Origin of the sequence: Proteus sp. fly-1008 (assembly GCF_040140305.1) — a bacterium.
Taxonomy (GTDB): Bacteria; Pseudomonadota; Gammaproteobacteria; order Enterobacterales; family Enterobacteriaceae; genus Proteus; species Proteus vulgaris_B.
The window spans coordinates 58,044-78,501 of the sequence record NZ_JBEEWH010000008.1; the positions used below are offsets into that span (position 1 = coordinate 58,044).

The following is a 20,458-nucleotide window of genomic DNA, read 5'->3' on the forward strand; positions in this document are numbered from 1 at the left end:
TCTTTAGAAGTGGTATTAGTGGTCATTATGCTAAATGTTAGCAACAGATAATCAGGTATAGGGTTATCTGTTTTTTTTTATCAAAAATAAATCGACCTTAAGGAATAGGTCGATTTTTATTATAAGGATATACCATGCGTTATTATCAAAAACGAATGGAATTATTTTTTATTATCAGTATGTTATTCATTCCATTAAAAGTAAGCGCCAAAGAAAATAATTCCGTTTTATTCTCCTATTCTTCACCTCAGCATCACGTTGCCCAAATAGGGCAACAACTTTATAGTGCTTTACAGCAACAGCAGTGGAAAAAGGCTGAAGAACTACTACTGGACTATCAACAATTACCTTTACATGAAACACTCTTAATTGATTACGCTAATGCGCTTTTAGCCCAAGCAAAGGGGGATTTTTTAAACGCTGAATTTTATTATCAGCAACAACTTAAACAAAAAGCCGATTTTATCCCAGCGCAAACAGGGTTAATTCAGCTTTATTTTTATTTGAGAGAATATAAAAAAGCACAACAGCAACTCAATCAATTAAGTAACATTGTTGATTTACCTAAAAATATTGTCCAATCTATTGAGTTTTATAGGGTTAAGTTAGCCTCTTATTTTCAAGGTCAGCGTTTCTATCAACTTAGCTTTTTTTATGATGATAATATTAATCAAGCACCTTACTTAGCAGAACAAATTGTCTCTCAATCTACTCAAAGAAAAATTACGCTAAGAGGTGCCAAACCCATTGCATCAACAGGTCTTGCTCATTATTTTTCTTTTTATCAACCTTTTATTATTTATTCTTACCATACTTTCTCTTCTTATACTTATGTACGATATATTGATTATCACTCTTACCGTAACGCTAATTTTCTTGCGTTATATACACAACTGGGTTATCGCTACCAAAAAAATCAATATCAATGGTCAATGACACCTTATTACGAAATAAAAAAATCACAAGCTCAATATGAATATCAAGCATGGGGAAGTGAAACACAATTTTCTTATTTAATTAATAAAAAGCAGACTATTAATTTAAGTTTTGATTATAAAGTAAAAAAATATCAAAAAATTTTAAATAATTTAAATTCTCATCAACTTAGTTATAATGCTAACCATAACTATTATTTTAATAATGGAATTCAGTTAGTTAATCAATTAAATTATCAGTTAGATCGTAAAAAAAACACTTTATTAAATTATCAGCTGTATGGTATAAAAACAGGCGTTTATTATCCATTGTCAGTAAGTTGGAATATCTCTTTTTTTTTACAGTATCAATTTAAATATTTTAATAATTATAATCCTTTATTAAAAAAGAGAAGAAAAGATAATAGCTTTATTTTCACAACCAATATTAAAAATAAATCACCTGTTATTTTAGGGTTTTACCCTGCAATAGAATTCCGTTATACCCGAAGATTAAGCAATGTGGATTGGTTATATCAATATCAGCAACATGAAGTATTATTTAAATTAGAAAAACAATTTTAATTAAATAAGTTACTTCCTTTATTAATTGAATAGGTAAAACAATGCATGTAATGCTTTTTAGAAAGCGGAAAATTGTTTCAATCTTCGTTTCTCTATCGCTAATTTCTCCTTGCTTTTATCTGCAAGCCAAAGAAGATAAAACCGATCTTGGTCATATTCAGATTTCTGATAATAAAGAAAAAGATACCGAAGGTTATTCACAAGTTTATGAGAAAGACATCTCTAATGTTTATTTAGGCAAAGAGCTATTAGAGCGTTATCAAGGTGTTTCTCCTGCAGATTTACTCAAAAGTGCCATTGGTGTTTACAGTGGTGAAGCGCGTAATGGTGGGGCGCTTGATCCGAATATTCGGGGTATTCAAGGGCAAGGGCGAATTCCTGTTACGGTGGATGGCACAGAGCAAGCAATCACGGTTTATCGTGGTTACAGTGGTGCTTCTAATCGTAACTATATTGATTCTAATCTGATTAGCAGTATCTATATTGAAAAAGGCCCTTCATTAACCCCAGATATGAAAACAGGTATTGGTGGTGGTATTGCAGTAAAAACCTTAGATATCCGAGATATTGTCCCTATTGGTGACTCTTTTGGGATTAATTTTAAAGGAGATATCAGTAATAACTCTACACGGTATAAAGAAGTTTATTTAAATATGCTTGAAGATTATCGAAAATATCCTCAATTTCATCATAAAGGAACGAAAATCAGTGATCCTGCTTTAGGAATCACGCCTCAAAAAAATAAAAATTGGCGTTTTCATGATCATTCATTTCGCTTAGGTGTTGGGTTTGAAAAAGAAAAATTTAATTTATTATTTGCTTATGCATTACGAGAAAAAGGAAATTATTTAGCAGGAAAAAGAAATACAAAAGCCTATCTCGAAACAGATAATATGAAATCAATTCATTCAAATGATTATAAAGTAAGATTGACACCTTATGTTCCTTTTATTGCCCATATTTATCGTCCTGGTAATGAAGTACCGAATACATCCAGTCGTAATCGTTCATTTTTAGTTAAAGGGACATTATTCCCTGAATCAACACATCGTTTTTCGATTAATTACCGATACACCGATTTACTGTTTGGCGATATTATGCCATCACGTTTAAGTTGGGTTCGTTATGATAAAAATTTAGTAAATCAATGGCCATTAGCAACGATTAATCAGCAGGCGGGAATATTAACTTATCAATATAAACCAGAAAATAAACAAACCGATTTATTATTACGATTATGGGGAAATGTAACCTCTGGGCATACCAATACTCGAGGAGGTGAACCAAGAGTACCCATGCATATTGATTATAGTGATATGTTTGTATCTAAATTGAATCTAAAGACAGATGTCCGTTTTATTGATACTTCTTCTCTTTATCAAGAGAATAATCGTTATGGTATTGATTTATCCTCGATATTTAAATTATCACCTCAATTTTCTATTTCATTTTCCAGTCAATATCAATTTGAGAAATTAGATAGTGATGAATTGGAATTACCTACAGGTTTTGATTTTGTTACCGCTGGGCGAGCAGGGCAACGTCATGAAATTAACTTAGCCCTTTCCACAGATTGGAAGCCACTGTCTTGGTTAGCCATTACCGCGGGTGGGAAATATCATTATTATCATTTAACAGATACTTTTTTAAATAATAAGCGACGTAATAACGTAAAAGGTTATGAAAAATCACCGCCAATAAGAGGTTTTATTCTTCCTTATCGACGCACATTAACCGCGGAGGAATATATATTATATCGAGCTATTAATCGGATAGATGTAGAAACGTTACCTGAAGAGATTAAAAATTATCGACGTTATCCAGAAATATATAAAAAAGTGCGAGAGTTTCAACAGTCTAAGTTTATTTATCCTGAATATGAAAATTTATCACCTGAGATAAAAGAAAAGATTATTAATAGTAATGAAGTTAGAAGAATTCAGATTGATATGATGCAAGATGACTTTCTTCATGATGAACAAGGAAATCTCAACATAAAATCGTCTCAAAAACGCCTTATGACCACGGAACATACCGTCATACTTTATGACGAAAATGGCGAATTATCTAAAAGTAACAATATGTTCTTAAGTGGTTATGCTGATATCAATGAAAAAGTGCCCGATCCTATTACAGGTAAATTAGTTAATAAATATGAAATGGGCGTGACAAATCCAATTCCTATTTATCTTGATGATGATAAAGATAATTTTGAATCTGAACCCAGCTATCAGCATGGGGCATTTTCACCACTCGTGTCTGCAACGGTGTATGCCAGTGATATATTGCGTTTTTATGGGCGTTATACTGAGCAGCTACGATTACCTAATTTATTTGAAGACACCAGTGGTTTTTCAGGCTCTAAAGCCCGTTATTACGGTTTTAAATTAAAACCCGAGCGTGCGAAAAGTACAGAGTTTGGGGTTGTGTTTGATTTGACCGATTGGCTTAATGTCGAGCGCCATGCCGATATTAAAATAAATTATTTTTATACCAATATCGAAAATGTGTTTGATAGAGATGCGAATTGGCAAATTAGGCAATTTGAAAAGCAAATATTAGAGGGGCTGGAAGTTCAAGCGCGCTTTGATAACGGTTTTATTTTTATGGATACCGCGCTTGTTTATAGTCATAAAAATAAGGTATGCGATAAAAATGCTTTTAGTCACTATGATCCCTTTGGTTTCTTGGGTATTAAAGATTGTATGACGGGCGGTTATCCGGGAGGTTTTTTACGTACTTCTATTCAGCCTAAATATTCGGTTAATTTACATTTAGGAACTCGTTGGTTAGATAATAAATTAGAAATAGGTAGCCGTTGGCTCTATTCATCAGAAGTAGAAAATAAAGATGAAAAATGGCTAAAAGAAAAATTACCAAGAGAAATGTACGGTAGAAATAATAACCCGATGCGTTGGGCAAAAGTCTTTACCGTTGATGGTTATATTAACTATCAATATAGCCCTAATTTATCGTTTGAAATAACGGGAAGTAATTTATTAAACGAATATTACATTGATCCACTAACGCGATCAGGTATGCCTGCACCCGGAAGAACGTTCCGATTAGGTGTGACTGCACAATTTTAATTAAAAGAGAGTAAGGAGCTTTTATTTATGTTGGCACTTTCTGTCAGGCATCCGCTTAATATTTACTACTGGTTAATAGGTATATCGTTAGTTTATATCGCCATATTAAGTTGGGTGTTACGTTCACTTTCTATGACAGAAAGTGCACACCATATTCATCAGCAACAAGAGAATACATTATCTGTTTATCAAGTGGTATTTTCACCCCCCCAGCAATCTACAGTGGTGCCTGAGCCTATTGAAAAAATTGAGCCTCAAGAGAGCGCTATTGTTTTACCGAGTTCAGAAAAAGGGGCGTTTGTTGAGGTACAAAAAAAACCACCTGAAAAAATAAGGGAAAAGCCCATACCTATAAAACCAATTACACCAGTAAAAAAACAGGTGATACAAGAAAAAGTAGAGCCAATAAAACAGCGTGATGTAGAAAGCCAAATAGCGCAAACGGCATCAGAAGCCTCGGCAGAAAGCTTAACACAACATACGGCAAGCTCATTAGCAGGAAGGAGTCATGCGTTAAGTGAGAAAGGAATAGGGCAAGGTGAATCTGATAATCACTATATTAGTTCACTGCGTCGAGAGATAGAGCGCCATAAACGTTATCCATCACAAGCTCGTCGCATGCAACATGAAGGTCAGGTAGTGGTGAGTTTTTCACTAACATCAGAAGGTACAATTTCAAGGGTTGAGATAGAAAGTACTTCAGGTATTTCTTCTCTTGATAATGCGGCCATTGCGGCGGTTAAACGCGTAAAACCCATTGGCCCTAAACCCGAAAGCCTATTGAACCCTTTAATTGTTGCATTAGATTTTCAATTAAATTAATGAGCTAACGAAAACACCTAAGTGTGATTTTGACTTAGGTGTTTTTATTAGAATTGATGGCTAAAACAGCACAGTAATATCCGCTAATACCGTATCAGGTTTAGAAAAGTGTAAATAAAAATAAAGATTGGATTCGTTTTCACGTATGAATAAATAGTCTAATTCAAGCTGATAAGTACGAAAATAGGCTTTGTTATTTGTTACTGGATGATTAGCTAACGAACTATCTTTCATATTTTTATTCACCAAACCAAAGAGCGCGGAGGTGATTTTTGATAATGCACCACCGACAACAGGGATTAAGCCAATAATATGCCCGATGACGGTTTACCCTACAATCATGGGGGCATTTAAAGGATCTTGCTCATTGAATTTATCTACAATGGTGGGTAAGACATTACTGTTGCGGTTAATCATATCCAACATACCTTCTTGGAGTTCTTGGTAGTCGATACAGATTAATGGCTGTGTTGCGGGTAGTGATGAAGGACTAATGGCGACTTTTAATGGGTTTAAATACATAACAAACGCTCCTTGTTTAAAATTAGTTCCATTGTTCGATTAATTGAGGTTGTCCTGATAGTCCGTTATAAACAGCAATAGAGAGTTGTGAGCCATTAACTCCAACAGATAAGTAATCCCCTTTAAATAAAGCGCCACTGTTATAAACGGGAACATCACCAAATATTTCACTACCACCATAACGGTTATCTTGCCCAACATAATGCGTATGGCCGACGAAAACCGCTTTCACGCCATAATGCTCAAGCATATATTTAAAGAATGAGAGTTCTTCTTGTGAGGAGTTTTCAGGAAAATGTTGGTGACCATCATGAAAGTTTAAAATAATAGTTTTATTGCGATTCCGTGCTTGGATTAAATCTTTTTCTAACCAATCAATAGAGTCTGTCACATTAATGGTTGATGCTGCCCAGTGGTCGAGTACGACATGATAAGTGGGATAATTTTGTAATTGGACAAAATGAATATCGCCATATTCCCACGAATACGCTTTACTGCCTGAATATTCGCTACTGTCATATCTAAAATTACCTGAAGTCGAATAACCACGGTATTCTTCAATACGATAATGCATATCAAATACCATGCCTCGTGCACAAGCATTCATACTTAAATCAGAATTATTGGGTTCGGAGCAATCACCCACGTTATTTTGATAATCGTGATTACCAAGACCAACATAAGTAATAAACCCTAAGGGGGAAGGGGCAAAAAAAGAACGAAAACTTTCACGTTGATAACGGCGACCAAACTCCGTCAAATCACCATTAATAATGCCAAAAACAAAAGATTTTTCATGGTGTAATAATTGAATACTATCCCTTACTTTTTTTATCGTTGATTCCCAACGAGATTGATCATCATTAGGATCATTATTATCTAAGTCTAGCCTCCAAGGCTGAGGATCTGACATCACGATAATATTGTAGTTTGTTGATTGTGTTGCACTCATAATTAATTTCCTTTTAAATGTGTTTTTCTCCCTTTATTTTTTGACGGAAATTTAAAATAAACACAATATTAAATATTGTTAGTTAATTATAATTTTAATAACAAATGTCTTTATTTTTATCATTTTAAATGCCCAATATATGATTTTTTAAATATAAATTATCTTCTAATTAAATTAATTTAAAATATCAATATTAGCGCTTATGGATATACCTTAGATTGATTTTAGATAATGTCTTTTGAGGAGATAAAAAAGCGGCTTTAGCATGACTAAACACCGCTTTTAGATTTGTGTTAGCATAAATAAATTACGCTGTTTTCGGCCATTTATTGGCAACCCAAAGCCCACTCATTTTCATCGAATAACCAAATAAAACACCAACGATTAATGAAGGGATGGTTTGAGCTAAATCCCCTTGTGCTGCAAATATTGTACATGCCCCAATAAATGTGCCGGGGATATAAGCAAGTAATGCACTTTTAGCTTGAATACACATCACAAAGGCAATAACACCTGTTACTGCATACCCAAAAATAGATATATCACTAAAGACTTGGCTACCATAAATAATCGCTAATGCCCAAATTACACCACTCATAATGGTTGCCATAGTAACGGCTAATCCTTTAATACCCTCTTTAGGATAAGCAAAATAGGCGGTACAACCTAAAAAGCCAGCCCAGCTTAATAAGTCAAATTGATTAGCAACAAATGCCCAAATGGCAGAAAGAATGCCTGTTGTCAGTGCAGTAAAGTAAAGCGTTCTCACGATAGACTCTTAAATAAAAGAGGGATATTTACCCAGTTAACTAAAAACGAAGTTTAGCATTATCATTAGTTGATTTACTATATTTAGATCATTAAAAAGCATAATTAAGATGCGTATTTATGCGATATTTAAAATCTATTTTTATTAGAAAAAAATAAAGAAGAGAAAGTAAACGTTTGCGTTGTTGAAATAATTAGTTAATTAGTAAACAAATAAATAATTATTATTTATTAATATGAATATAAAAGGTAAAAAGAAAATAAGTGAATTCTTTTTAATTTGCTCTTTGTTGAAAAAATTCGTTACCAAGTGCAATGTCGATCGCTTATTATTTACCTGCTATAACCGTTAAAAGCATATTTACACGGTATAGCAGGCCAATCTTAGTGATTACTTCCCAATACAGAAACTAAAAATGTAAAAATACTCAAAGTGTTAGAAAGCTATTGGCGCACATGTGGAGTGCAACCTTTTGTTAGGTTTTACCATGAAGAACCCTTTATTGAAAGGAACGAATCGCTTCTGGAGGTAAGTTTTTAGGGATATCTCATGCAGTAAACTCTCTTATTGTTGCGAATATTTCGAATATTAACTTTTTCGAATATTTCGGATAATGTTGTGATGTACTGATTTGTATAATCTAAATTTGAAACTAGAGAGAAATACGATGAATACTGTTACAAAATTACCAAGCGCTGAAGAAATTGCGCTGGCTAAGCTTGGTAGTCAAGAGTTGTCAGCCGTAATGGAAACCAATGGCGGAGCTCAAAGGATCAATGTTATCGATAAGTTAGGTAAGACTCATGAAGTCATGATCCCATCAAGTGCATTAAATATGATGATTGAGGTACTTACTCAATTAGGTCAGGGTAACTCTGTTAGCATTACACCCATTCATGCCGAACTAACAACGCAAGAAGGTGCTGACATGCTAAATATGTCTCGTCCTACATTTATTAAGCTCTTAGATTCTAAAGAGATTCCGTTTAGTCGCACAGGTAACCGTAGGAAGGTAGCCTATGCTGACCTTATGGAATACAAAAACCGTTTAGAAGAAAACCGACTGGCAGCTCTTGCTGAACTATCCGCATTGGATCAAGAAATGGATATGGGATATTAATGACATCATATACGGTGATTTTAGACGCATGTGTTATGTATCCTGCTCCGCTTCGCAGTTACCTAATGTATTTATCCAACACTGGGCTATTCAGAGCACGATGGACAGAGCAAATACATGATGAATGGATTCGTAATCTTATCAAGAACAACCCAGATGCCGATCTTGGGCGGCTAGAAAGAACCAAGCAGTTAATGAACGCTCATGTACCTGACTGCTTAGTTGAAGGTTATGAGTCATTGGTTGATGGTTTAACTTTGCCAGACGTTGATGATAGACATGTTGTTGCCGCTGCTATTAAAGGACGAGCAGAGTCTATCATCACCTTCAATCTAAAAGACTTCCCTACAACGGAGCTTGATCCGCTAGGTCTTTCTGCAATACATCTAGATGAGTTTTTATGTGATATGTTTGAGCTAGATAGCAGTGCTTGCGTCAAGGCTACCCAGCAACAACGAGGTTCGTTGAAAAGACCACCAATGACTCAAGATGAGTTTTTAGCTTGCTTGCAAAAGCAGAAGCTTCCAAGTTTCGTCTCAAAATTAAAGAACTTTAAGCTTATGCTTTAATAGAAATAGTTTTATAATCAAGATCACCAAGCATGTTTGATCAAAATACGACTCACAGATTGAAAAGCAATCAAAAAAAACCATTTCTTTATATCATCAGGGCGTTCCGATGATAGCGGTGGGATACTTACTTTATCAAAAAGCTACCGAAAAGTGATTTTACGATGAACTTGACGGCTCTATCAGCTTGACTGGGAGTAAATAGGGATCAATTTTTAGCAAAATGGAGCAAAAGCATGTGAAATGTAGTAAAACCGCTTCGCAACAAAAATTAATAATAACCATTAAAAACAATTACTTATTCTGGTGTGTTTTGAAGGGTTTTACCACATTTCTCTGATTGATGAGCTACTTCACTTCCCGATACAGAAACTAGAGAAAATACGGCCTAATAAGTCATCAGAGGTAAATTCACCAGTGATTTCACTTAACGCTTGTTGAGCTAGTCTTAACTCTTCTGCCAATAATTCACCTGATTTTGCATAAACTAATTGTTCATGACCTTGCTGTAAGTGCTCTGCTGCGGTATTTAAGGCTTGTAAGTGGCGACGACGAGCCAAGAAACCACCTTCAGTATTACTATTAAAGCCCATTGCTTCTTTTAGGTGATCGCGCAGTAACTCGATACCCATACCATCACGGGCAGATAAGCGGATCATCGGGTAGTTACCTTGTGCTGTGATCTCGACATTTTCCCCTGTTAAGTCTGATTTGTTACGAATAACAGTAACAGGTAAGGTATTTGGTAAGCGAGCCATAAACTCAGGCCAGATATCTTCAGGTGTTGTTGCATCGGTTGTGGTGCTATCAACCATAAATAGCACTCTGTCTGCTTGCTCAATCTCTTTCCAAGCACGTTCAATACCAATGCGTTCTACTTCATCACTGGCTTCACGTAAGCCTGCTGTATCGATAATATGCAATGGCATACCATCAATATGAATATGCTCACGTAATACATCACGAGTTGTACCGGCAATATCCGTGACAATCGCCGCTTCTCGACCGGCTAATGCATTTAATAGGCTTGATTTACCTGCATTCGGGCGACCAGCGATCACCACTTTCATCCCTTCACGTAACAAGCTACCTTGGCGAGCTTGGGCACGAACATCATCTAATTCAGCAATAACGGCATTAAGTTTTCCTTCAATGATACCGTCAGAAAGAAAATCAATCTCTTCGTCAGGGAAATCAATGGCCGCTTCAACATAGATACGTAAGTGAGTTAATGACTCTACCATCTCGTTAATATGAGAGGAAAAAGCACCTTGTAATGAATTAATTGCTGAACGAGCCGCTTGTTCTGAGCTGGCATCAATTAAATCAGCAATGGCTTCTGCTTGTGCTAAATCGAGTTTGTCATTTAAAAATGCACGTTCAGAAAATTCCCCTGGATTTGCAATACGCACACCGGGAATTTGTAAAATACGTTTTAGTAATAAATCTAGAATAACGGGGCCACCATGGCCTTGTAGTTCTAGAACATCTTCACCTGTAAATGAGTTCGGATTTGGGAAGAAAAGGGCGATACCCTGATCAAGTACTGAGTTGTCATCATTGCGAAATGGCAGGTAATCGGCATAACGAGGTTTAGGCAATTTACCTAAAACGGTTTGCGCCACAAGGGCAGCTTTCGGGCCAGAAACGCGTAGGATACCAACACCGCCTCTTCCCGGAGGTGTGGCCTGAGCGACGATAGTATCAGTGCTATGCATGGTGTACTCGCTTAATCAGAATAATCATATAAATATAAAAAACAGAAGGCGGTCATTGTAGACCGCCTTCGCTATTTTATGTCACTTTCCTTTGAATGTAACCAAGGAAGAGGTTTTTCCTCATGTGACCTTATTTTTTGTCTCTGCTGTGTAAGCCACGTTTTTCCAGACCGCGGTAAATTAACTGCTGCTGGATGATGGTCACTAAGTTACTGACGATATAGTACAGAACCAGACCTGATGGGAACCACAGGAAGAATACAGTAAACACAACCGGCATAAAGGTCATGATTTTTTGTTGCATCGGATCAGTCACTGCTGTTGGAGACAGTTTCTGAATGATGAACATAGTTACACCCATTAATAATGGCAGGATGTAGTATGGGTCTTGTGCAGACAAGTCTTGGATCCATAACATAAATGGAGCATGACGTAATTCAACCGAGCCCATCAGCATGTAATACAACGCAAGGAAGATTGGCATCTGGATAATCAGTGGTAAACAACCACCCAGAGGGTTCACTTTCTCTTGTTTGTATAACGCCATCATTTCTTGGCTCATACGTTGTTTGTCATCACCAATACGTTCACGCAGAGCAGCCAGTTTTGGTTGCAGTAAACGCATTTTCGCCATGGAGGTGTACTGCGCTTTGGTTAGCGGGTACATGATACCACGAACGATAAAGGTGATCATGATGATGGAGAAGCCCCAGTTACCGATAAAGCTGTGAAGGAATTTCAACAGTTTAAACAGTGGTTGAGAGATAAACCATAACCAACCATAGTCTACAGACAGGTCTAAATGTGGCGCGATAGCGGACATTTCAGACTGAATTTCAGGGCCAACCCATAATGTAGAGGTGATGTCAGCCGTACTATTTGGTGCAATAGTAACAGGTGCTGATTTATAACCAATCAGAGCAATGGATTTATTTTCTAAAGTAATTGAGTAGAAGTTATTGTTCTGACTATCTTTAGAAGGAACCCATGCTGTTGCGAAGTATTGTTGTAACATCGCAACCCAACCATTATTCGTGGTTAGAGATAAGTTTTTATCTTCGATATCACCAAAGCTATATTTTTTATAGTTGGTTTCATCTGAGGAATATGCCGCACCACGATAAGTGTGTAGCGCAAAGTTGCTGCTACCCGTATCACGGCTTTCTGGCAATTTAACAGATTGTTTTAACTGACCGTAGAAGTTCATTGTCAGTGTTTTATCTGTTGTATTCTCAATTTTGTATTCAATACCGATATCGTACTGACCTTTTTTCAGAACAAAGGTTTTGACGAATTTTACGCCTTCTTCATTCACAAAAGTCATAGGTACACGTAATTCATCCTGATTTTCACCAAGTACGAATTCATTTTTATCAGCAGTATAAATTGGGCGAGATTTCTGATCTGGACCATCTGGGCCAATTAAGCCGCTTTGAGCCTGATACAGGAATTGAGGTGTAGTTTCCAGTAAACGGAAAGGTGTCTGTGAATTAAGCTCGGCGGGATAGGCTAACAAATCAGCCTCATCGATTGTACCGCCTTGAGTATTGATACTAAGATCAAGTACATCAGTTTTTACGGTAATCAATTTTGCCTGCTCATTGCTGTTACCAGTTACAGCAAGACTATCACTACTTGGCATGTCCGCTTGTTGCGAGATCTGAGTAGTAGTGGTGGTGTTTTGTGAAACTTTATCACCCTCCCACTGCTGCCAGATCAGGAAAGAAACGAACAGCAAAGCGATGAATAGAAGATTGCGTTGCGAATCCATCGTTAATTTTCTCTGTTATCGTCGTTTTTTCTAGGTGGGACAGGATCATCACCACCTTCGTGTAAAGGGTGGCATTTTAATATGCGTTTCACTGTTAACCAACTACCTTTTATCATTCCAAACCTGCGCAATGCCTCAATTCCATAATGAGAGCACGTAGGATTAAAACGACAACGAGGCCCCAACAGAGGACTAATCCCCAGTTGATAGCCCCTAATCAGCAAGATCAGGACTTTTGAGCCAAGCGACAATGACGACGCCATAATTTACCCAACACTTCCGTCAATTGGTGGTTATCAAGTTCAGCAACCCCTTTTCTTACTAATAACACAAAATCCATCGGCGGTAATTCATGCTGATGTAAACGAAAGTATTCACGGGCTAATCGTTTAATACGATTGCGCTCATGAGCACGTTTAACGTTTTTCTTTGCGATTGTTAGACCGATGCGGGGATGCCCCAGCTCATTCTGGCGACCCAAAATAGTAACTTCTGGTGAACTCGCGCGTTGTGGTTGCTGGAAAACAAAATTGAAATGCTTGGGAGTTAACAAACGTAACTCCCTTGGAAAAGCGAGCTTAACCACGGAATGGTTAGCTTTTATTATTTCGAAGAAACGGTCAGACGAGAGCGGCCTTTCGCACGACGGCGAGCCAGAACCTGACGACCATTTTTAGTGGCCATACGAGCGCGGAAGCCGTGGTTACGGTTGCGCTTCAGTACAGACGGTTGAAAAGTGCGTTTCATGGCGATTTCTACCTACTTAATATAATTACTGATTCAGCAAATGCGTTGACAGACAGGCGTGCAATAAATAAACAAACCAGTACTTCAATCGCAGCATCAATGATGGAAAGATGCGGGATTGTAATAAAATCACTCAAATGCGTCAATCAAGATGACGCTTTAAGTACCGATTTTTGTCGTCTTTTTTAGCAAACCTGATAATCAATCCTGACTTATGCGCAACGAGTACGCTTATTAGCGACCTAAAAGAGCGCCTTAATAAGTGACTTTGTTGGTACAAGCACGCAGGGTGCAAGATTATACGGACTCATGGTGAAAGCGCAAGGATCTTTGGTGGATCAAGTGAGAGATATTTGATCACTTACTATAAGAAGAGGAGATTTATGCAAAGAGAAAGTTATCCCCAATTGCTATTTATAGGGCGACTCAAGTACACTAGAACGCCTTTGCATATTTCATTTGGTGAATTATCACAAATCATCAAGCCTGTGGATAAAAACCATAAAAACTGTGCAAAAGAAAGAGGATCTTCGTTTCATTTTGCGATATGATCCCCCGTCACGATCAGAATAGCCAGTCTGCGATCGTGAATCACGATGTAAATAAATCGTTGTCACCAAGAGTTGTTCCTTATTAAGAATTGAAGAGGAACGATGTTGTGCACTTTGTGTTTAAGCACGCTGTGTTTAGCTACATTGTAGAACTGCATTTTTCCTGTTTATTTTTTAGTCTTGTTTTTTTAGGGGAGTCCGCCGTGTCACTTTCGCTTTGGCAGCATTGTCTTGCCCGATTGCAGGATGAGTTACCTGCCACTGAATTTAGTATGTGGATACGTCCCTTGCAGGCAGAATTAAGCGATAATACGCTGGCGCTGTATGCACCTAATCGTTTTGTTTTGGATTGGGTAAGAGAAAAATACATTAATAATATCAATGCGTTATTGGTGGATTTTTGTGGCTCTGAAGTCCCTTCTTTACGTTTTGAAGTGGGTAATAAACCTGCATCGACACGTACACCGGAGAGTGTTCCTAAAGCTGTTGTACACCCAACAGTAAATACGGCACCTACGTATAGTCAGCCCGTTCGCCCTAGCTGGGATAATCAACCTGCGTCTCAACTACCTGAGCTGAATTATCGCTCTAACGTTAACCCAAAACATAAGTTTGATAACTTTGTTGAAGGTAAATCTAACCAGTTAGCGAGAGCCGCAGCAAGACAAGTTGCTGATAATCCTGGTGGTGCTTATAACCCGCTTTTTTTATATGGTGGAACAGGGCTGGGTAAAACGCACTTGTTGCATGCAGTGGGTAACAGCATTATGGAACGTAAAGCGAATGCAAAAGTGGTTTATATGCATTCTGAACGTTTCGTACAAGATATGGTAAAAGCGTTACAAAATAATGCGATAGAAGACTTTAAACGTTATTACCGTTCTGTGGATGCACTATTAATTGATGATATTCAATTTTTTGCCAATAAAGAGCGTTCACAAGAAGAATTTTTTCATACCTTTAACGCATTGTTAGAAGGTAATCAGCAAATTATCTTAACCTCAGACCGTTATCCTAAAGAGATTAACGGTGTTGAAGATAGATTAAAATCACGCTTTGGTTGGGGATTAACGGTGGCGATTGAACCACCAGAACTTGAAACCCGAGTGGCGATTTTGATGAAAAAAGCGGATGAAAACCAAATTCAGTTACCTGACGAAGTGGCCTTTTTTATTGCCAAAAGACTTCGTTCTAACGTCCGTGAGCTTGAAGGTGCATTAAACCGAGTGATTGCTAACGCGAATTTTACAGGTCGTGCGATTACTATCGACTTTGTACGTGAAGCATTACGTGATTTACTCGCTTTACAAGAAAAATTAGTCACTATCGATAATATTCAAAAAACAGTTGCTGAATATTATAAAATTAAAGTGGCCGATTTACTGTCGAAGCGGAGATCCCGATCGGTTGCCCGTCCGAGGCAAATGGCAATGGCGCTGGCAAAGGAACTCACAAACCACAGCTTGCCTGAAATCGGGGATGCCTTTGGTGGTCGTGATCATACAACTGTTCTTCATGCATGCCGTAAAATAGAGCAATTGCGTGAAGAAAGTCACGATATCAAAGAAGATTTTTCTAACTTAATCAGAACATTATCATCCTAGCGCTATGAAATTTATCATTGAACGTGAACAGCTTCTTAAGCCGCTACAACAAGTGAGTGGCCCTTTAGGTGGTCGTCCTACCTTACCTATTTTAGGTAACTTATTGCTTAAGGTAACTGAAAACACCTTATCACTAACAGGAACTGACCTTGAAATGGAGATGGTGGCAAGAGTTAACCTCAGTCAGTCTCATGAAATTGGCGCCACAACTGTTCCTGCGCGTAAGTTTTTTGATATTTGGCGTGGGTTACCTGAAGGCGCAGAAATTAGTGTTGAACTTGATGGTGATCGCCTTTTAGTGCGCTCAGGTCGTAGCCGTTTTTCATTATCAACTTTACCCGCATCTGATTTTCCTAACTTAGATGATTGGCAAAGTGATGTTGAATTTATCTTGCCACAAGCAACATTAAAACGCCTTATTGAATCCACGCAGTTTTCAATGGCACATCAAGATGTGCGTTATTACCTCAACGGTATGTTATTTGAAACTGAAAACACAGAATTACGCACAGTTGCAACAGATGGACACCGTTTAGCCGTATGTTCGATGGATATCGGACAATCTTTACCTGGTCACTCGGTTATTGTTCCTCGTAAAGGTGTTATTGAATTAATGCGCCTACTGGATGGTGGTGGTGAAAGTTCACTGCAACTGCAAATCGGCAGCAACAATATACGCGCGCATGTAGGTGATTTTATTTTTACCTCGAAGTTGGTTGATGGTCGTTTCCCTGACTATCGTCGCGTATTACCGAAAAACCCAACCAAAACAGTGATTGCAGGTTGTGATATTCTTAAGCAGGCATTTTCTCGTGCTGCGATTTTATCTAATGAGAAATTCCGCGGTGTGCGCATTAACCTCACTAGTGGTCAATTAAAAATCACAGCCAACAACCCTGAGCAAGAAGAAGCAGAAGAAATTGTTGATGTTCAGTATCAAGGTGAAGAAATGGAAATTGGCTTTAATGTCAGTTATCTCCTTGATGTATTGAATACCTTGAAATGTGAAGAAGTTAAGCTGTTACTGACTGATGCCGTTTCAAGTGTTCAAGTTGAAAATGTGGCAAGTTCTGCGGCTGCTTATGTTGTTATGCCAATGCGTTTATAATAGTCACTAACATGATTTTATCCCGTTTATTGATCCGCCATTTTAGAAATATCGAACAGGCGGATCTGCCATTAGCGGATGGCTTTAATTTTCTTGTTGGACCAAACGGGAGTGGTAAAACAAGTATACTTGAAGCGATTTACACCTTAGGACATGGACGAGCATTTCGTAGTTCTCAAGCAAATCGCGTGATCCAACATGATGAAAATGAATTTATTCTTCATGGGCGTTTAAGTGGGCTTAATGAAGAGAGCCGCAGCTATGCGATTGGGTTGAGTAAAGATCGCGAAGGTAATAGTACGGTACGCATTGACGGAAGCGATGGTCATAAAATTGCAGAATTAGCCAAATTATTACCCATGCAATTAATTACACCAGAAGGTTTTACTTTACTGAATGGTGGGCCTAAATATCGTCGTGCGTTTATCGATTGGGGTTGTTTTCATAATGAACCTCGATTTTTTGCTGCATGGTCAGATTTAAAACGTGTTTTAAAGCAACGAAACGCAGCACTAAGGCAAGCAACGTCTTATCGACAGCTAATGCCTTGGGATAAAGAACTTATCTTATTAACACAACAGATAAGTGAATGGCGAGCTCAATATACCGAAGATATCGCTAAAGATATTGAAGAAACGTGTCGTCTGTTTTTACCTGAATTTTCGCTGAAAGTCAGTTTTCAGCGGGGCTGGGATAAAGAAACTGATTATGGTGAGTTGCTAGCACGTCAATTTGAACGTGATAAAATGTTAGCCTATACCTCACTTGGTGCTCATAAGGCAGATCTACGCATTAGAGCAAACGGCACGCCAGTAGAAGATATGTTGTCACGAGGTCAGCTCAAGCTGTTGATGTGTGCTTTGAGACTGGCACAAGGTGAATATTTCACTCGTAAGAATGGGCAAAGATGCCTGTATCTGCTCGATGATTTTGCTTCCGAATTAGATGCAAGTCGGCGTCAGTTGTTAGCCGAGCGTCTAAAATCTACGCAAGCTCAGGTGTTTGTCAGTGCGATAACACAAGGGCAAGTGAAAGATATGCTAGATGTAAATAGCAGGCTATTTAGCGTAGAACGTGGCAAAATAGAGGTTAAACCATAGGAATAAAGCGAGAAACGTTGATGTCGAATACATATGACTCCTCAAGTATCAAAGTATTAAAAGGGCTGGATGCGGTGCGTAAGCGCCCGGGGATGTATATCGGGGATACAGATGATGGAACCGGTCTGCATCACATGGTCTTCGAGGTGGTCGACAACGCAATCGACGAAGCCCTCGCGGGTTTCTGTGATGAGATTATTGTCACTATCCATTCAGATAACTCCGTCTCTGTTCGAGATGATGGTCGTGGAATTCCAACCGGCATTCACCAAGAAGAGGGTGTTTCAGCAGCAGAAGTTATTATGACGGTTCTGCATGCTGGGGGTAAATTCGATGATAACTCCTATAAAGTCTCTGGTGGACTTCATGGTGTAGGGGTTTCTGTTGTTAATGCGTTGTCTGAAAAACTCGAACTGACTATTCATCGCGATGGAAAAATCCATCAGCAAATTTATCGTCATGGTGTACCTGATGATCGCTTAAAAGTGATTGGTGATACTGAAAAATCAGGAACATTTGTTCGCTTCTGGCCAAGTCTTGAAACCTTTAAAGGTGAGACTGAATTCCAGTATGAAATTTTAGCAAAACGTCTTCGTGAATTGTCATTCTTAAATTCAGGCGTTTCTATCCGTTTAATTGATAAACGTGATAATCGTGAAGATCATTTCCACTACGAAGGTGGTATTAAGGCATTCGTTGAATACTTAAGCCGTAATAAAACACCAATTCACCAAAATGTATTCTATTTCTCCACTGAAAAAGATGGCATTGGTGTTGAAGTTGCGATGCTGTGGAATGATGGTTTCCAAGAGAATGTGTATTGTTTTACCAACAATATTCCACAACGTGATGGTGGTACACACTTAGTTGGTTTCCGTACCGCAATGACTCGTACGTTAAACAACTATATGGATAAAGAAGGATTTAATAAGAAATCAAAAATCAGTGCAACGGGTGATGATGCTCGTGAAGGTCTGATTGCGGTTATTTCTGTTAAAGTCCCAGATCCTAAATTCTCATCACAAACAAAAGACAAACTGGTTTCTTCTGAAGTTAAAACAGCGGTAGAAACGCTGATGAACGAGAAGCTGGTGGAATATCTGTTAGAAAACCCAAATGACGCTAAAATCGTTGTTGGTAAAATTATTGATGCTGCTCGTGCTCGTGAAGCTGCACGTAAAGCGCGCGAGATGACACGTCGTAAAGGTGCTTTAGATTTAGGTGGCTTACCAGGTAAATTAGCAGACTGTTCTGAACGTGATCCTGCTTTCTCTGAACTGTATTTAGTGGAAGGGGACTCTGCGGGTGGCTCTGCAAAACAAGGGCGTAACCGTAAAACGCAGGCTATCTTGCCGTTAAAAGGTAAAATCCTAAACGTTGAGAAAGCGCGTTTTGATAAAATGCTGGCGTCTCAAGAAGTAGCAACATTAATCACAGCATTAGGTTGTGGTATCGGTCGTGATGAATATAACCCAGATAAACTGCGTTATCACAGCATTATCATCATGACGGATGCGGACGTCGATGGCTCTCACATTCGTACTCTGTTACTGACATTCTTCTATCGTCAAATGCCAGAAATTATCGAACGTGGTCATATCTTTATTGCTCAACCACCACTTTACAAAGTGAAGAAAGGCAAACAAGAGCAATACATCAAAGATGATGACGCGATGGACGAATACCTGATGTCGATAGCACTTGATGGTGCAGCTCTTTATATTAGTGAACATGCACCAGCAATGCACGGTGAGCAACTTGAAAAACTGGTTGTTGACTATCATGCTGCACATAAAATTATTCGTCGTATGGAGCGTATTTATCCACTGAGCATGTTAAATAGCTTGGTGTATCACTCAACGCTCACAGAAGAAGATTTATCTGACAAAACCAAAGTTGAAGAGTGGATGAGTGGCTTGGTCAACCGTTTAAATAATGCGGAAGAGCAAAGTAGTACTTATAGCTATACCATCACTCAAAACGATGAAAATCGTTTATTTGAGCCAGTGTTGCGTATCCGTACTTATGGTATTGATACAGACTATAAACTGGATTATGACTTTATCCACAGTAGTGAATATCAACGTATTACCCATTTAGGTGACATTATTGGGAACCTAATTGAAGAGGGTGCGTTTATTGAGCGTGGAGAGCGTCGTCAGGCGATTTCAAGTTTTGAAGAAGCGCTAGAGTGGTTAACAAAAGAATCACGTCGTGGCCTTGCTGTACAGCGTTATAAAGGTCTTGGTGAAATGAACCCAGAACAATTATGGGAAACCACCATGAACCCAGATACACGTCGTATGATGCAAGTGACCGTTAAAGATGCGATTGCAACGGATGAGCTATTTACTACGCTAATGGGCGATGCAGTTGAACCTCGTCGTGCCTTTATCGAAGAAAATGCGTTGAAAGCCGCAAATATTGATATCTAATAGATATCATTCCATCATGTAAAATAAAAACCAGCTAATTTATTGATTTTAGCTGGTTTTTTTATACTTACTGTTTACGCTC

18 protein-coding genes are annotated in these 20,458 nt (G+C 38.1%); 9 read left to right on the plus strand and 9 right to left on the minus strand.

Annotated elements, in window-relative coordinates; all coding sequences use genetic code 11:
* The first annotated feature begins 134 nt into the window (after positions 1 to 134).
* Genes ABN256_RS13645 through ABN256_RS13655 form a run of 3 tightly spaced genes read left to right on the plus strand, consistent with a single transcriptional unit; the run spans position 135 to position 5,410 of the window.
* A complete protein-coding gene (locus ABN256_RS13645; RefSeq protein WP_197269716.1) occupies positions 135 to 1,499 on the plus strand; it encodes a surface lipoprotein assembly modifier in 1,365 nt (454 codons plus the stop codon).
* Positions 1,500 to 1,540: 41 nt separating this feature from the next.
* Entirely contained in the window at positions 1,541 to 4,588 is a 3,048-nt protein-coding gene (locus ABN256_RS13650; protein WP_197269715.1) for a TonB-dependent receptor domain-containing protein, read from the plus strand.
* Positions 4,589 to 4,615: 27 nt separating this feature from the next.
* On the plus strand, positions 4,616 to 5,410 hold the full coding sequence (locus ABN256_RS13655; RefSeq protein WP_349439573.1) for a TonB family protein: 795 nt from the start codon (positions 4,616 to 4,618) through the stop codon (positions 5,408 to 5,410).
* 60 nt (positions 5,411 to 5,470) lie between these two features.
* Here the strand turns inward: ABN256_RS13655 and ABN256_RS13660 are convergent, their stop codons facing one another.
* The 4 genes from ABN256_RS13660 to ABN256_RS13675 all read right to left on the minus strand — a co-directional run bounded on the left by ABN256_RS13660 (position 5,471) and on the right by ABN256_RS13675 (position 7,653).
* Positions 5,471 to 5,644, minus strand: coding sequence for a hypothetical protein (locus ABN256_RS13660; RefSeq protein ID WP_349439574.1), 174 nt, complete (start codon positions 5,642 to 5,644; stop codon positions 5,471 to 5,473).
* A 93-nt stretch (positions 5,645 to 5,737) separates the two neighbouring features.
* On the minus strand, positions 5,738 to 5,932 hold the full coding sequence (locus ABN256_RS13665; RefSeq protein ID WP_349439576.1) for a hypothetical protein: 195 nt from the start codon (positions 5,930 to 5,932) through the stop codon (positions 5,738 to 5,740).
* Between the two features lie 22 nt (positions 5,933 to 5,954).
* The gene (locus ABN256_RS13670) at positions 5,955 to 6,884 is read right to left on the minus strand and encodes a metallophosphoesterase (RefSeq protein WP_349439577.1); all 930 of its coding nucleotides are present in this window, start codon (positions 6,882 to 6,884) and stop codon (positions 5,955 to 5,957) included.
* A 307-nt stretch (positions 6,885 to 7,191) separates the two neighbouring features.
* Positions 7,192 to 7,653 (minus strand): DUF1097 domain-containing protein, encoded by a 462-nt coding sequence (locus ABN256_RS13675; RefSeq protein ID WP_109373355.1) that lies wholly within the window; start codon positions 7,651 to 7,653, stop codon positions 7,192 to 7,194.
* A gap of 667 nt (positions 7,654 to 8,320) precedes the next feature.
* Between ABN256_RS13675 and ABN256_RS13680 the strand changes: the two genes are divergently transcribed.
* Together ABN256_RS13680 and ABN256_RS13685 are read left to right on the plus strand one after the other, a co-directional pair.
* The gene (locus ABN256_RS13680; protein ID WP_109373356.1) at positions 8,321 to 8,773 is read left to right on the plus strand and encodes a helix-turn-helix domain-containing protein; all 453 of its coding nucleotides are present in this window, start codon (positions 8,321 to 8,323) and stop codon (positions 8,771 to 8,773) included.
* On the plus strand, positions 8,773 to 9,342 hold the full coding sequence (locus ABN256_RS13685) for a PIN domain-containing protein (protein ID WP_349439579.1): 570 nt from the start codon (positions 8,773 to 8,775) through the stop codon (positions 9,340 to 9,342). Before ABN256_RS13680 ends, ABN256_RS13685 begins: the two co-directional genes overlap by 1 nt.
* 353 nt (positions 9,343 to 9,695) lie before the next feature.
* Here the strand turns inward: ABN256_RS13685 and mnmE are convergent, their stop codons facing one another.
* The 5 genes from mnmE to rpmH form a co-directional block, all read right to left on the minus strand.
* A complete protein-coding gene (mnmE, locus tag ABN256_RS13690; protein WP_023583363.1) occupies positions 9,696 to 11,060 on the minus strand; it encodes a tRNA uridine-5-carboxymethylaminomethyl(34) synthesis GTPase MnmE in 1,365 nt (454 codons plus the stop codon).
* 130 nt (positions 11,061 to 11,190) lie between these two features.
* Positions 11,191 to 12,831, minus strand: coding sequence for a membrane protein insertase YidC (gene yidC, locus ABN256_RS13695; RefSeq protein ID WP_196554651.1), 1,641 nt, complete (start codon positions 12,829 to 12,831; stop codon positions 11,191 to 11,193).
* Between the two features lie 2 nt (positions 12,832 to 12,833).
* Positions 12,834 to 13,094: a membrane protein insertion efficiency factor YidD gene (gene yidD / locus ABN256_RS13700; protein WP_072070482.1), complete on the minus strand. Its 261-nt coding sequence runs from the start codon at positions 13,092 to 13,094 to the stop codon at positions 12,834 to 12,836.
* Positions 13,058 to 13,417 carry a ribonuclease P protein component gene (rnpA, locus tag ABN256_RS13705; RefSeq protein ID WP_071788569.1) on the minus strand — a complete coding sequence of 120 codons (360 nt, stop codon included), beginning with the start codon at positions 13,415 to 13,417 and terminating at the stop codon, positions 13,058 to 13,060. Before rnpA ends, yidD begins: the two co-directional genes overlap by 37 nt.
* A gap of 17 nt (positions 13,418 to 13,434) precedes the next feature.
* Positions 13,435 to 13,578, minus strand: coding sequence for a 50S ribosomal protein L34 (gene rpmH, locus ABN256_RS13710; RefSeq protein ID WP_036933424.1), 144 nt, complete (start codon positions 13,576 to 13,578; stop codon positions 13,435 to 13,437).
* Between the two features lie 754 nt (positions 13,579 to 14,332).
* On the opposite strand from rpmH, the gene dnaA reads away from it, so the two are divergent.
* The 4 genes from dnaA to gyrB are packed head-to-tail and all read left to right on the plus strand — an operon-like array spanning position 14,333 to position 20,376.
* Positions 14,333 to 15,733 (plus strand): chromosomal replication initiator protein DnaA, encoded by a 1,401-nt coding sequence (gene dnaA, locus ABN256_RS13715; protein WP_109409834.1) that lies wholly within the window; start codon positions 14,333 to 14,335, stop codon positions 15,731 to 15,733.
* 4 nt (positions 15,734 to 15,737) lie between these two features.
* The gene (dnaN, locus tag ABN256_RS13720) at positions 15,738 to 16,841 is read left to right on the plus strand and encodes a DNA polymerase III subunit beta (protein WP_072070480.1); all 1,104 of its coding nucleotides are present in this window, start codon (positions 15,738 to 15,740) and stop codon (positions 16,839 to 16,841) included.
* 11 nt (positions 16,842 to 16,852) lie between these two features.
* The gene (gene recF / locus ABN256_RS13725; RefSeq protein ID WP_196554650.1) at positions 16,853 to 17,941 is read left to right on the plus strand and encodes a DNA replication/repair protein RecF; all 1,089 of its coding nucleotides are present in this window, start codon (positions 16,853 to 16,855) and stop codon (positions 17,939 to 17,941) included.
* Between the two features lie 20 nt (positions 17,942 to 17,961).
* The gene (gyrB, locus tag ABN256_RS13730; protein WP_196554649.1) at positions 17,962 to 20,376 is read left to right on the plus strand and encodes a DNA topoisomerase (ATP-hydrolyzing) subunit B; all 2,415 of its coding nucleotides are present in this window, start codon (positions 17,962 to 17,964) and stop codon (positions 20,374 to 20,376) included.
* Positions 20,377 to 20,458 lie beyond the last annotated feature (82 nt).